Consider the following 14,885-nt stretch of genomic DNA (forward strand, 5'->3'; position numbering starts at 1 on the left):
AATCAACAAGGTTATTTCCTTTCAAGGAAATAACCTTGTTGATTTTTATATAGGTAGCAGCAAAGTACAAACTGGCTTTGGCCGATTTATATTTTTTGTGAGCAATATATAAAACCGTAATTTTTCCAATAGTGGAATGGACATCCTATAAGATTTTGGCATAAAAAAAGCACCGGAGTTTTCCGGTGCTTTTTTAGTTCAGAAGTTCAATAAAGACAAGTGAGTTAATTATTTTATGCTATAGGTTACGTTTGCCATTGTCAACCAAGGCGAGGTAAATCGTATATTAATTGTATCGCCCGATTTGCCCAAAGCCTGAACATACACGATCATTTTTCCATGATAAACGCGCTGTTTATTATCGGTATAGTCGCCCATATCTGCATTGTTCCCCGCTTCCATACCCAGTAATCGCGCATGTCCAGCAATATCACAGGTGATTTCATCTTCCGAAAGGACCACAGGAAGTCCCTTGTTATCCACCACTTGCAAGGCAACCTGCAAAATGCCACCGCTCTCAATCGCTTTCCCTCCTATCACCGTCGCCTGAATCGCCGCCGGACGTTCACTGGATTCGATAGTGTGCCGAACTACTTCTTTTTTATTCGTGTCCAGACCAACAACCTCTAGTTTACCAGCTGCATAGGGAATATCCCAAAAGATGATACCTGTCTTCTCATCGTAATTTTTCTCTTCGCCAACAACCTTACCATTAAGCTCCAATCGCGCCTGAGGGCTATTGGTGTAACAGACCACCCTGATTTGCTGTCCCTCCTGATAGTTCCAAATTGGCCAGGCATCCACGGAGGGCGCTTCATTTTTCCGTTGTCCTTGCTCGGATTCCAACGCAGACCAAACATCGGTAGTCGTTGCTCCGCCCTTCAATGGATAGGTTCCCAAATAAGCCATTGGTTTATCGGACCACAGCGATTGGCGGTAATAACCCCTCGGTTTAATAAAACCTGCGAAATCCAGCAGTCCCGAATAAAATCCACGTGAAGGCCAACGCCCCGACTCTCCGAGATAGTCAATACCCGTCCACAAGAACTGGCCAAATATATGCTTGTTGTCGCGTACGGCAAGCCATGCCGGAAGATCGTGCCGATTCTCACTTCCGAAAATCACGCGTGCTGGATAGCGCTGATGATCCAGTTGATAACGACTTTCGGTATAATTGTACCCTGCAATGTCGAGTGCCCCCGGATAGGCCGTTTCGTTGGACATAGCCACACCTGCAAGCCCTGCTGTAACAGCTCTGCTTTTATCATATTTTTTCACAACCGCAACCAAGCGTTTCGCTATATCACCCAATCGCATCGCATCTGGTGCATCCTTTTTGTATCCGCCATACGAAGCCTGTGTAAAACCACCCTCTTTCTTCTCGCCGTTAAGGACAGGATGTGAATAAGGGTCATTTGGATAATCCACTTCATTCCCTATACTCCAGGCGAAAATCGAGAGGTGATTGCGATCCCGTTTGACCATATCTGCAAGATCTTGCTCTCCCCAGCTTTCAAAAAAGTCATACGATCCCTCAAAACCGGGCGTTCCGACATTCCAGCCCTGCAGCCATTTCCGTTTTGGAAATTCCCATTCATCAAATGCCTCATCCATAATCAACAGCCCCAACTCGTCACATAAGGTGTAAAGCGAGGATGCTTGCGGATTATGACTGGTTTGAATGGCATTGACACCCAAAGATTTTAATGTCTGCAGCCGCCGACGCCATACCTCGGTATACATTTCAGCACCCAGCACACCGGCATCGTGATGTAGGCACACGCCTTTGACTTTCATCCATTCGCCGTTTAAAGCAAAGCCCTTGTTTGGATCAAATGTAAAAGTTCGGAAGCCCGTTTTGATTGCCGACTGATCAATTTGCTTTCCATTTTGCAATACGCTTGTCCGCAAGGTATATTGATTGGGTTGATCCAAGCTCCACAATTTAGGGTTTGCAACCGTCAATTGCTGCTGTATCGTCGCTTTAGCGGCAGCATCAATCTTCACTTTCTCCGATTTATTAGCGACAACTTTCCCTGCGGCGTCAATCAACTCCTGCACAACGGTAACCGCACTGCCGTTGGACGTACTATTGACAACGGTCACTTCGGTATTTAACATTCCTTTCCCTTGCTTTAGCTCGGGATAGGCATATACTCCCCATTGATCAATATGCAAGGGATTGGCCTTTACAAGCCAAACGTCACGATAAATGCCCGATCCCGTGTACCATCTTGAATCGGCACTTTTACTGTGGTCGACCTTAACAGCGATGGTATTTTCTTTTCCAAACTCAATATATGACGTGATATCATAAGAAAAGGATATATAGCCGTTGGGGCGTTTTCCAACAGATTTGCCATTGACAAACACCTCGCTTCGGTTGTATACCCCCTCAAAATAGATAAATATTTTTTTGCCCTGATCTGCCATAGGTATCAGGAGCTGTTTTTGATACCAGCCAATACCACCCGGTAAATAGCCTGTCGCGCTGGCTAAACTTGGACTGAGGGGGTATTTTACGCCCCAATCATGGGGCAAACGGACCTGCTGCCAAGCTCCACGCTTCGTTTCTGCGCTGGCCTGCCCCTCGATATCACCCAAATGGAAACGCCAGTCTGAATTGATCGCTTCGGCTTCACCAAATCCAGCCTGTGCGTATAGGCCACTGATGCCCATACCAATAGAAACAGCTAAGACGGATAGTTTTTTTATGAGATTATTCATTTTACTTTTTGCATTAGGTTCAAGTGATTAAAGCGTTGGAACAACAGGCAAGACATGGCCCTGATCATCAAAATACAAACGATCCATGCATACCTCCCGGTTAAATCCTGCTGCGTCGCCCATATCAATACCTTTGGGATAATTGAATCGATGGTAAACAATATACCATTCGTCTTTACCGGGAATCTGCAAAATCGAATTATGCCCAGTGCCATAGATCCCTTTCGCAGAATCTTTTTGTAAGACTAAATTATTAGCCGGAACAGTGATCGGTCCATCAGGGGAAGTTGCAGTTCCATAGCGTACCCGATAATTTTCACTCCGGGTATCATCTTCTGACCAAAAGAAATAATAGCGTCCTTTGCGGTAGACAACATAGGCACCTTCGCGGAATGTCTTATCGGGAGTGAGTACCTTTACTGTATTTTTTTTGATGGAAACCATATCTTTGTTGAGTTCAGCAACAGCCAGATAGCCATTTCCCCAATACAGATAGCTTTTTCCAGATTTGGGATCGTTAAACACCGCCGGATCAATCTCCTGCCCGCCATTGACACCCTCAGGCTTAAAATCGATCAGCGGTTTTCCCGCGTCCTTAAAAGGCCCGGTAGGTAAATCAGCCACCGCAACACCGATCTTTTGCGCTGCTGTAAAATAATAATAGTACTTATAATCGTTCTTGACTTTCTTTTCCGTAATTGTAGGTGCCCATGCATTTCGAGGTCCCCAGGCAACATCTTTTTTCAGGTCCAAAATCACCCCTTCATCTTTCCACTGATTGAGATCGGAAGACGAGAAGGTCTTGAAATAATAGCCCCCCCAGCCGTCAAAACCATCACTCGTTGGATAGATATAGTATTTTTTTGTTTTATTGGAATAGAGTACATCCGGATCGGCATAAAAGCCATCCAAAACGGGATTCTTTCTGAATGCGAATTCTATATCTTTGGGTTTCCCCCATTTGGAGGTCAAGTCCAAAAGTTCTTGTCTTGAAATAGGAATAATGGTCCCATGACGTGGATGGAAATCCATGTCAATTTGATGGTCGATTACTTTAAAACGATCAAGGTCTTCAGAGATGCAGAATTGGTACTTCCCTTTACCATAGACATCATACATAAGGATATATTTATCCGATTGATTGAGTTTAAAGACACTGGATCCTTCCACAGCATCATTGGTTTGCTGTTTATAACCCGGCTGTTCAATCCATTTCCCCGAAGTCAGTGAATCGGTTATCGCCAGCTTAATGCCATTTCCATGTCCTTCAGTTTTGTAAAAAAGGTAGAACAAGCCATTCTTTGCAATAATATCGCCATCGATACAGGATTTACCATTTTTTGGAAGAAACAGCACTTTAGGTTCGTTTTCAAAATCTGTAAACTCCTTATTAGCATAAGCATAGTAGATGATATCCGGACCATTTCCGTGCTGCATGGACCAGTACACCATGTATTTACCGACCGAAGGGTCATATATAGTCTGTGGTGCCCATACTCTTTTCAACGCTTCCTGACCTTTGAAACGCTGCTGGATATCGATTGCCTGATGAGACCAATGCACAAGGTCTTCGGATTTTAGCAGGATCAAACCCCGATTGGAATCCCAGCCTTTGGAGGAGGTCATGTCGGTGAGCACCATATAAAATGTTTTCCCATCTTCGCCACGGAGAATATGGGGATCCCGTACACCACCAGTCTTGCTGATCGCCTTCGAATCCAGGATAGGCTGGTTTTCATTTAAGGCTCTGTAGGTATAGCCATCTGTGCTAATCGCAAAACAAACCGCTTCATCTGCGACAGCATTACCTTTGAAATAGGCAAATAAATAACCTGCAAAATCTTTGTCCGTAGGTCCGCTGCGATAAGCCTGAGCAAAAACGCCGCATGTAGCATGTATTAAAAATAAGGTAACTAAGATTGAAATTTTGTTTTTTTTCATGAAGGTTTAGTAGAATAAATAAGCATTAGACCATTTTTTTTGCATCTTTAAAAGCCACGGAATATGATCCCGTGGCTTCGTAATCCGGCAATTTTACTTGCCATCAGCACCTATTTTAAAGCTATTTTTTGAACTGCCGTATAGTAGTACTCTCCAGATACCGTAGCTTTCACCCCTATTCGGACAAACACATAATCGAGGTTTTTCAGGTTGTCCGGCAATTCACCGACGATACTTGTCGGTTGACCAAAAGCAACATTAGCCAAATTGGCATCCACACGTAGCTCGCGTTGTACCTGATCTGTTAAAACAGATTTACCGAGGTAAAGTCGCACAAACTCCAAATTTGCCGTACCTACTATTCTATTAACCGTAAAGTTAGCAGTAATACTGTTATTATTTTTTTGAAAAGAATCGTTTGTCACCGTGAAATAGGGTGTTACAGGCACATCAATTGTCGTATTGCCCTTCACTTGCACCAAAACCGTATCGGTTGCCTGTTGTAGCCATGGTGAATCTCCTTTCCGCACCAATTTGTATTCACCATCAAAAAGACTAACAGAAAAAGAGCCGTCCTGATCAAAATATACGGGTATTGCTGAGCGAAGCGGATACCCATCCTGCCATAATTCCAATTGAGGCCCATTATTCCGAACGCCAATCGCCTTTCCTTCATAAACAACGCGTCCCGAAAGCGTTGATTTTGGGGCTTCAAAATTATCATATTTACAACCTACAACGAGTAGGCTTGCAAAAGCTACCAATAAGCTTAAAAATTTTATTTTCATGGTACAACTAGATTAATGGAATGGATTTCTAACTATTTTAGGATTTTTATTAATGACATCCTGACTAATGGACGCATAATAATTGGCCATACGGAAAAAGCGTGCCTTTCTGAAACGCGCAGGTCTTACCCGTTCATAGATATACTTACCGTCATCGGCATGCCCTGGACGCACGACACGATAAGCATATAGTCCATATACAACAGCGTTGGGATCATTTTCCGATCCGTCCCACACCAAATGTGCAATACGCCATCTTTTAAGATCATAGTAACGATGATCTTCAAAAGCAAGTTCGACACGACGTTCGTTCCGGATAATATCCATTGTTAGGTTACTAACGCTATTGGCCGGAAATCCTGCTCTTTCGCGTAATTTATTGACGTAAGTTCTAGCGTCCACGGTCTGTCCCAGCTCAAATGCAGCTTCTGACGCGTTGAGGTAAATTTCACCAAGACGAAACCACGGCCACCAGTTAGCAGCTGATGTACCGCGTGTACTGGCTGCCGGCGCATCACTGACAAATTTACGGATATAGAAGCCGGTGTTGCTGACGTCCTGTGCGTCATAAAGCGGTCCATCAAAGCCGGTCCACAAACCACCACTCGCATAATTCTGTCCCAGTTGTGGCGCTGCTGTAAACTGGTAAGCTCCATTCGTCCCCCAAGTTGCCACTCCAGCTTGAATACTCACAGCACGTCCGCGGAAAGAAGTTCCCGGATAAATCACAGTCCCAAACAAACGAGCATCTTTATTCGCAAAAATATCGTTGATATTTTGGTAGGCGACGTAATTTCCTGCGCCGTTTTTATCATGTAGTGTACCTTTGCTACCGTCTAGATAATCAAAACTTTCTACAAGACTCAATGAAGGAGAAATCGTCGATGACGACTCATTGTCTTCGGTCAGACTTCTGACGATATTGTCATAAGCAAAGCGGTGAACTTTTAAACTCGTGACAAAATCCTTGGCAAAGATGACTTCAGCACCAGTTTTCTTATTGAGCATATCATAAAAATTGGCACCTTTATCGGCATTCTCATTATAAAGCGCATAGGGGCCATTCATAATTTCCTTGGAAGCAGCCAGTGACTTGGTATAATACCCCGTCGCCATATTGGCTGGAATCCCCACTTCTCCTCCGGCAGTCGTTATCGGTGAGGCCATTAGATTATTATATTTCGCGATGGACGCCGCATAAAGCATTGCCCGACTTTCCAAAGCTAATGCTGTATACTTGTTGGCTCTGGTCTTACTGGCATTATAGACGGCAAGATCTTCCTTGATCTCTTCCAATTCTTTGTAAATAAAATCGTAGACTTCATACTCCTTGGCACGTGCCACCTGCAATGGTGTTGGATCACCGCTAAAGTCATAGATGAGCTGGGTTGTAACGATCGGAACCCCACCCATGCGTTTGACGAGCTCAAAATAAACGAAAGCGCGGATGAAGCGTATTTCGGCTTTATACTGCTTGCGTTGTGCATCAGACAATTGTGTACTGAACTGATCGATATTTTCGAGGGAAAGATTCAGATCCCGAATCAATCCATAATCCCAATAGCGACCGTAATCGTCACCAAACTGATAATCATTACGCCAGTTTTGATCGCGATGTCCCGACCACATGGCATCATCCAATTCGGTCATTCCTCCTGTATTGAAAACACCATGTAGCGTTGGCATTCTATCGTAATAATTGGCGACGAGTGAAGTCAACAGTTTTGGGTCATTCCAAAGCTGTGCATCGGTAATCAATGATTTTGAATCCCGGTCAAACCAATCGTCGTGATTGCAGCTGCTCAACGAGGACAAGGTCAATAAAGCAACTCCTATATATGTAAGTTTAAATCGTAGTTTCATGTTAAAAAGTCATATTAAATCCAACCATAAATACCCTTTGCTGTGGATATACTACTGCTGCTCTCGCTTCGATCTCGGGATCAATCTGGTAGTCTTTGACATTGTCAAAAGAAATCAAGTTTGAGGCATTGATATAGAACCGTATTTTTTCGGCCTTTATCTTTTGAATCCATGCTTTTGGCAGATTGTATCCAACCTCCAGGTTGCGGACACGCAGGTAACGTACATTGGTCAACCAAAAATCACTATTTCGACTATTGGGACCCGAGTTGCCGTTACGAATCGCAGGGTAGCGTCCCGGAATCCATTCGCTGTTTGGATCATAAGGGTCTTTGCGATGCCATCTATCTTCAAGTAGATAAGCTGGAGAATTACCCCCACCATGGAAGGCATTACGTAATTCATAATCCTGAAACCAGGATTGCACCGCACCACCGGCCAGATCAATATTTAAGTTGATGCCTTTCCAGTCAAGTCCTATCCGACCACCGAAGCTCATCATCGGTGCCCAACCCGTCGGATAACCGATCGGACGCTGATCCATATCATTGATAACCCCATCGCCGTTTACATCTTTATAAATCAGATCACCAGGAAGTTGCGTCCTATTGTTCTGACCATCATTATTGATCGGATGGTTGCGGATCTCTTCTTCCGACTGAAATCGTCCAACTACTTGGTATCCCCACCATACTCCGCCCCAGCGGTCTTCAATCGAGTTACGGTATTCATTCCACGAATTACTGAAACGAGGCTTATAGGTTTCTAGGTCACGATAACGTGAAAAAGTCATATTCCCACTGACAACATAGTTAAGCTCACCGACCTTATCGGTATAGGTAATGATACCTTCGGCTCCATAATAGCCGTTCTTACCGAGGTTTTCATTGGGAAGATCATAACCGATTTCGGCTGGTAATAGGACATCGTAACGTTTGCCAGGATATCCAGTACGGATAATTTTAAAGATATCGGCCGTCAATGTCAGCTTATTTTTCAGCAGTGTCGCATCGATACCCATGTTATAATTGGTGTTTTTAACCCAGGAGAGGTTGCGAACTGGTAAACCTCTAGGCTGTACCCCGGGCACATAGGCTCCGTCTAAGACAGCACTTCCAGCCGCCCAATTATACCCGGCAAGGTAATCGTGCATTCCCACGCCCTCTTCAAGTCCTGTTTGTCCGATCGAACCACGGATTTTAAGGTCACTCACCACAGATTTTAAGGATTTAAAGAACCCTTCATCCGAAATACGCCAACCTACCGATGCTCCTGGAAACAATCCCCAGCGTTTACCTTCATAATATTTAAAGGAACCATCATAACGGCCCAGTACCTCCAGAAGATACTTGCCCTTGTAGTTGTAGTTGATACGGCCAATATATCCAGCCCGAGCCTCGTAAGCCCATTCATCGGCCAAACTATTGAGCTCCGACAGTCTTAACAACGGAATATAATTGTTTGAAGGATTTGCGCCCAATGCCTTATACGTCCGGTCCCAATCTGAACGCTCATAGCCTAACATTCCCGCGAAAGTATGATCGCCGATCTGCTTGTTATAATCGATCTGGAACTGTGCAAAGCGAGAAACAATCTCCCTCGTGGTATCGTAACGCCAGCCAGCATCACTTCCACCAGTACGCTTATAGGCATTATTTTCGTACCGATATACATCATAGGTATATTGGAAGCCTTCAAATTTATTGTTGGTATAGTTGTAAGAAACAGTTCCTTTTGCCGACAAACCAAAATTTGTCTTATAGGCCGCAAAGAGATTCACATTTCCAGCAAGGTATTTATTGTCTTTATAGCCGGCAATATCGCGACTAAAGAGAGCCGGGTTATAGGGAAAATCATTGGTATGATTGATATATTCCGGATTGTCATTTGCGTAGGGACCTACAGTCGGCCTATTTTTCATAATAGCCAAAATAGACGAGAAGTATCCATCCCCACCTGGTAAGCCAACATCCTGTGTGCCCTCATGTCTTCCTGAAATCTGCGTCCCGACAGTAAGTCCTTTGAGTACCTCAGCTTCCATATTGGCCTGGAAATTGGTTCGCTTATAATTGAAATCCTTGATCATTGCATCCTGATTGAGGTGGCCCAATGACAGGAAGTAATTGGATTTTTCATTTCCACCGGTAACATTGGCATTGATGTATCGCTGTGGAATATTCTTACGGATCACCATGTCATAATAATCATAGCCTTGGTAGCCGGGCTCTGTCCCTGCCTGCCATTTCGCCAACTCCTCGGGCGTATATACCGTCCTCGGGTCGCGGTTTTCATTCTGTGCGGCCTCAACCAATCCACGTGTGTATTGTTTAGCGTTTGCCATGGTCGGAAAACGTGTCAAATTTTGCCAGCCTTGGTAGCCATTAATACTGATTTTTGCACTTTCTCCTTTTGCGCCTTTTTTGGTGGTAATCAATACAACACCTCTGGAAGCACGGAATCCATATACTGCTGCGGCGGCATCTTTCAAAATAGAGATACTCTCAATATCTTCTAGATTCAGCGAATTAAAGATATCTGCGCCGGAGCCATTCTGTGTACCAACCCAATCAGTACCTTCCTGACCTCCATAAGCAACACCATCAATTACATATAAAGGCGAGCCCATATTCCGGATTTCGATCGCTGCACCACGACCGGGACGCGCGTCTTTGGCACGCACTGAGATCCCCTGTACCTTTCCTGCCAAAGCCCCAGCAGTCGTCGTCGATGATGACCGTACAATATCCTCTGATTTAATATTGCTTACCGCCCCTGTAATATTACGTTTGGACTGTTTACCATAACCAACAACGACGACATCCTCCAATACATTTTCATCGGCCTCGAGCTGGATTTTTAAATTTGTTGTTCCATCCAATGGAACTCGACGAGTCTTATACCCAACAAATGACACGACGAGCGTTCCTTTGTTAGCATTCAGCTCAAATTTCCCCGATTTGTCTGTTGAGGTTCCCTTACCTCCTTCCAGGAGGAGTACATTCGCACCAACGATAGGCTCGTTTGCTTTGTTGAAAACTTGTCCCGTAACCTTCTCCTGCGCATACAGCAATGTTGGCATCACGCTCAACATGGTGTAAAAAGAAGCAATCTTTAAGTTTTTCATAAATTTCAATACGAATTAAACAGTAAATAATACAATCTAGCCGGACAAGACAATATGATGGTAAACTACGGTCTACTTTGGTTATTTCTTTTGCATCGTTGCCACCCCTACCTAGATTTATAATTGGATTAATACCTCAAACTTAGCCGATTTTGCAGCATTCTATCGTACACAAATCCGTCAAAAAACATATATTTTTTAGTCAAAAACAGCTTTTTAAATATATTTAAGGCATATTTTATGTTTTTTTTTCAAACTGATCTACGAAAAAACTATGCCCCTAGCTATGTTTAAATAGTAGGGGCATACTTATCTGATGTGGATTGTTTTAATACACTACGCGAGCTTTATTGTCGGATCGTTGATATTCGGAAGGTAGCTGGCCAAACTCCTCTTTAAAACATTGCCGAAAATAAATCGCACTATTTATTCCGACCATAAATGACACTTCAGTCACGTTATATTTCCCGGTCCGAAGTAGATCTGCCGCCTTATGGATACGTATCTTACGTACGAGCTGATTGATATTTTTTCCTGTGATGCCTTTCAATTTCCGATAAAGGGTAGACTGACTCATATTCATGCGATCAGCGAGGGCAGCAGCATCCAATACCTCATCCTGCATATGCTGCTCGACAATCTGCATAAAATCCTGAACAAATTCATTTTCACGCCAGAGTTCCTCCGTAGGCTTTTGTTCTAGTTCTATATTGGTAGTTGAAAAAGATGATTTTGTATTTAAACTTTCCAAAATCAGTTCATTGATCTGTTTCTGTCGGCTCAATAGATTGTCAATACGTTTGAAAAGTAAAGCTGCTGTAACTGGTTTGATCAGGTAGGAGTCTATCCCCAGATCATAGCCCCGTTGTCGGTCTGCATCGGTGTTTTTTGCTGTCAATAGCAACAGTGGGATATGACTTGTGCTACGTTCCTGTTTCAATTGCTGTACAAGCTGAAAACCATCCATATCGGGCATCATAATATCACTGATCACCAAATCGGGCACTCTAGCCATCGCCATTTGATAGCCTACAGTTCCATTTTCGGCGAGCACTACATCATACTGTCTTTGCAAGGTACTTCCCAGATATTGACGAAGTTCCAGATCATCCTCAACCAATAGCACTAGCGGACGTTGCGAAGAAACAGGCAGCTCGCCATTCTCAACAGGTAATCGATCGGTTTTCAATTTTACTGTAAAGGTGGTACCAAGACCAAATGTACTATTCACATCAATCTTTCCATGATGGATCGCCACAAGTTCTTTCACCAAGGCCAGACCAATACCCGTACCCTGAGTACCTGTACCCGCAACCTGATAATACTTTTCAAAAATCCTACCGATATCTTCTTTGTCAATACCTACTCCTGTATCTTCTACGGACAACACCGCCCAATGGTCCAAATCCGATTCTTCGTAATGCAAGCTTAGTTTAATATAACCTGACTCGGTATATTTATAGGCATTCGACAATAAATTATCGACGATCAATTGTACGATTTCGGCATCAAATAGCGTACGTGAATCCTTCACAGGGAGTTCAGACAACACCCGAAGACCAGGTTTGTGATTCAATGTTTTGTATTTATGGGCAAGATCTACGAGCATTTCTCCCAAAGACCCAGCTTCAGGTACAAAGGGTTTAAACTGCGATTCTACCTTCCTAAATTCCAACAACTGGTTGACCAATGTGAAGAGTCTATTAGCGCTTTTCTGTACCGTCTGAACCAGTTCGCGATGTTTTTCAGTAAGCTGCTGCTCTTGGGACAGGTCGTCAAGGGGGCCTAGAATCAACGTCAAAGGTGTCCGTAGCTCGTGTGTTATATGCGTATAGAAATTTAGGCGCTCTGCATGTAACTGTTCGTCCTGCACATGTTGCCGCTCTTTCAGTTTTAGTTCGGATTCAGCTTTCATTTTTTTGAAATAGAAAGAAATGATAATATATCCAATTAGCAGCACAAGGAGCAGATACACGATCTTGGCGGATAAACTGAGATAAAAAGGTGGCGCAATGTTGATCAATAGATGCTGGTAGTCCTGCGACCATTGCCCATTTTTCATCCGGGTACGAATCAGTAGCTCATGTTCACCGTAGGGTATATTACGAAAATCGAGGTTGGTCTCGTTTCCCAGAAAGATTCAGTCATTATTAAGCCCTTGCAATTTATAGCCAAACTCGACCAAACCGTCTAGAGCAAAGTCCATGACAGCAAGTTCGATACGAAAGCTATTTTCATCATAATTGAGTTCAATCGCCTTTGTCGGCGAGGGATATTTATCGACCTGCGTACCGGACTCTCCGGATCGAAAAACAATAAATCGGCTAATACTTAGGGGCGAGGTTGGTAAATTGGACGGGATTGTGGCTGGGTTGAAATAACACATTCCTTCCTGCATCCCAAAATACAGTCGACCTTCACTGTCTTTTCCTACACTTGCATTGATAAAACCTCCCAAAGGCAAACCGAAAGACTGGTCATATTGTAGAAAACGTCTTTCTTTCGGGACATAGCGTAACATCCCCGATTTGGTCGAACACCAAATATTTCCGGTCTGATCTTCTGCGAGTCCATTGACAAAAAGCCATGCATTCCCTCCCGGAGGCATCAATAGAGACAGATCACCAATCTTCTTACCCGCTTCCTGTACTGCCAGTCCTTGATTTGTAGCCACCCAGATATTGTTATTTCTATCCCGCAACAAATGATTAATCGTGTTATTTTGCAAGCCATTACCCTTGTCCATTTTTCGAAGCAGTTTATGCTGAGGATCGTAAACATAGAGTCCTTGCCCATAAGTTCCGACCCACATGTTGTGTTGGCCATCTTCCATCAACGTTCGGGGCGCATAATCGCCAAGCATTGGTTTGTTGATCAAAAGCTTCTGGACATGCCCCTTTCCTTCATCATATATAAATACCCCTTGATGTGCTGCAAACCAGATCTGTCCCAAATGGTCCTCATAAATCGCGCGTACCTCCGTCACAGGCTCACCTAAATCAATGGTTTTCCAAACGGACGATCCAGCATATTGAACGGCAATTCCACCTTTACGTAATCCGAGCCAAACATGTTGATGCTGGTCCTTAAAAGCTGTTAGCAGGAAATCGTCTGCCCCACCATTCTTTTTGGTAATCTGTCTCAATAAACGCCCTTCCGCATTCATTTCGACCAGACCTGAACCTTCAGTCGCCAAACGTATTGTCCGATTTTCCCCCACCAATACATTGCTCACTGTTGCCAGTCGATCCGGCAGCATATTGTCTGATGGAAAGAAACTAAAGAAGGGGGCTATATGACTCACAACTCCCAAGCCACCACCATATAACGCTAGCCAAACGTTTCCAAACCGATCGGGAGTAATATGCTGAACCATCGTATTATTGCCTTTCCCCAGATCAAAACGCTCTACATGCTGTACGGCTTCAATACGCTTATCATAACCATAGCTCGGCTGCAATAAAAAGAGTTGCGACGATTCGGCGCCTATCCACAATGTATGGCCAATTTCCTTAATCGCATATACAAAAGGTTCATTTCCATTTTTTGTCAATCCTGCCAAAGAAATCTGCTGTAGTTTACCGGAAGCTGGATGATACACAGCCAGCCCCTTTCGGGTCCCTATCCACATATTGCCGGCTTGATCACAAAACAAAACTTTAATTTCATTATCTGGTAATTGTCCGGAGGTATTGTGATTAGTTAGTCTTTTCAAAGAATGGCTAATGGGATCCATTATTGTTAAACCTTCGTTAACATGCCCGATGTAAAGCATTCTTTTTTGATCTTCGGCCAGAGACCAAATGCTATTTTCGGGAAGACCCGGAAAATTCTTTTTATTGAAATGACTAAATTCTCCCGTTACCGGATCAAAATGCTGCACCCCTTGATGGTAGGTCGCTAACCACAATTTCCCATCCTTGCCTTCAATCATATCCGTAATATCATTCGTGGCTATGGATTTTGGATTAGCTGCATCATGTGTATAATAACTGAATCTATTTGTGCCTAGGTCAAGCACATTCAGCCCATTGGACCTTGTTCCGATATACACTTTCCTGTCTGCATACAGCAACGTATTAATTTCATTGCTATTGATCGATTGACCGTCCTGCTTATCGGCGGCATAATATGATTTAAAAGACTTTCCCGCATAACGGTTCAGCCCCAGCTCTGTGGCTACCCACATAAATCCTTCATCGTCATGCACGATATCCAGTACCTGCTGATTGCTTAAGCCATCTTGAAGGGAAAAAAAATGGGCATTGTTGGGCTGTCCATAAACATAGGCCAACTGCCAAAGAAAAACAATAATAATGAGAAAATTTTTCATAGCTCCGCCACCACCAAATAAGTTAACAACACCAACCTGTTCTCTTGAATGGGATCCTTTGCCGACTATCATTCGCCCCAATCCATTTGCAACTTTTTGCAAAATTGTT

The 14,885-nt window shown here is 43.6% G+C and carries 7 protein-coding genes; all 7 read right to left on the bottom strand.

Annotated features, from left to right (window positions below):
- Positions 1 to 228: 228 nt before the first annotated feature.
- Positions 229 to 2,727: a sugar-binding domain-containing protein gene (locus B2X72_RS00455; protein ID WP_286848016.1), complete on the bottom strand. Its 2,499-nt coding sequence runs from the start codon at positions 2,725 to 2,727 to the stop codon at positions 229 to 231.
- Positions 2,728 to 2,754: 27 nt separating this feature from the next.
- Positions 2,755 to 4,668 (bottom strand): family 43 glycosylhydrolase, encoded by a 1,914-nt coding sequence (locus B2X72_RS00460; RefSeq protein WP_286848018.1) that lies wholly within the window; start codon positions 4,666 to 4,668, stop codon positions 2,755 to 2,757.
- A 110-nt stretch (positions 4,669 to 4,778) separates the two neighbouring features.
- Positions 4,779 to 5,456 (bottom strand): DUF3823 domain-containing protein, encoded by a 678-nt coding sequence (locus tag B2X72_RS00465; RefSeq protein ID WP_286848020.1) that lies wholly within the window; start codon positions 5,454 to 5,456, stop codon positions 4,779 to 4,781.
- A gap of 12 nt (positions 5,457 to 5,468) precedes the next feature.
- Positions 5,469 to 7,319 carry a RagB/SusD family nutrient uptake outer membrane protein gene (locus B2X72_RS00470; RefSeq protein ID WP_286734723.1) on the bottom strand — a complete coding sequence of 617 codons (1,851 nt, stop codon included), beginning with the start codon at positions 7,317 to 7,319 and terminating at the stop codon, positions 5,469 to 5,471.
- 1 nt (position 7,320) lies between these two features.
- A complete protein-coding gene (locus B2X72_RS00475) occupies positions 7,321 to 10,443 on the bottom strand; it encodes a SusC/RagA family TonB-linked outer membrane protein (RefSeq protein ID WP_286848021.1) in 3,123 nt (1,040 codons plus the stop codon).
- Positions 10,444 to 10,771: 328 nt separating this feature from the next.
- Positions 10,772 to 12,505: a hybrid sensor histidine kinase/response regulator transcription factor gene (locus tag B2X72_RS00480; protein WP_286848022.1), complete on the bottom strand. Its 1,734-nt coding sequence runs from the start codon at positions 12,503 to 12,505 to the stop codon at positions 10,772 to 10,774.
- 78 nt (positions 12,506 to 12,583) lie between these two features.
- Positions 12,584 to 14,878 carry a ligand-binding sensor domain-containing protein gene (locus B2X72_RS00485; RefSeq protein WP_286848024.1) on the bottom strand — a complete coding sequence of 765 codons (2,295 nt, stop codon included), beginning with the start codon at positions 14,876 to 14,878 and terminating at the stop codon, positions 12,584 to 12,586.
- Between the last annotated feature and the right edge of the window lie 7 nt (positions 14,879 to 14,885).

It is taken from the genome of Sphingobacterium sp. UBA7253, assembly GCF_002472745.1.
Taxonomy (GTDB): domain Bacteria; phylum Bacteroidota; class Bacteroidia; order Sphingobacteriales; family Sphingobacteriaceae; genus Sphingobacterium; species Sphingobacterium siyangense.